Source organism: Streptomyces sp. A01, from assembly GCF_059026195.1.
In genome coordinates, this window is the sequence record NZ_JBWLKN010000126.1 from 1 (window position 1) to 465 (window position 465).

The following is a 465-nucleotide window of genomic DNA, read 5'->3' on the forward strand; positions in this document are numbered from 1 at the left end:
AGCACGCGGTGCTGGAGGAGATGGGCATCGACGCCGCGCACCGGGCGTCCTCCCGCGATCTCGATTTCGAGGAGGTGATCCGGCGGGCGACGGGTGGCCGGGGTGTGGATGTGGTGCTCAACAGCCTGGCTGGTCCGTTCACGGACGCGTCGTTGCGGTTGCTCGCTGAGGGCGGGCGGTTCATGGAGATGGGCAAGACCGACCTCCGCGACGTCGGACAAGTCGAGGCAGAGCACCCCGGGGTGCGCTACCGGGCGTTCGACCTCGTCCCCGACAGTGGCCCCGACCGCATCGGGGACATGCTCCGCGCACTGCGCGACTTGTTCGTCACCGAGGCTCTGCGTCCTGCGCCGGTGCGGGTGTGGCCGTTGTCTCGGGCGCGGGAGGCGTTGCGGTTTTTGAGTCAGGCGCGGCATACGGGGAAGTTGGTGCTGGAGGTTCCTGCGGTGGTTGATCCGGAGGGCA

The 465-nt window shown here is 68.8% G+C and carries 1 protein-coding gene; it reads left to right on the forward strand.

Annotated elements, in window-relative coordinates:
* Positions 1–465: zinc-binding dehydrogenase (locus AC5P1B_RS35825; protein ID WP_493892219.1), on the forward strand; the 465-nt coding region annotated here is incomplete at both ends.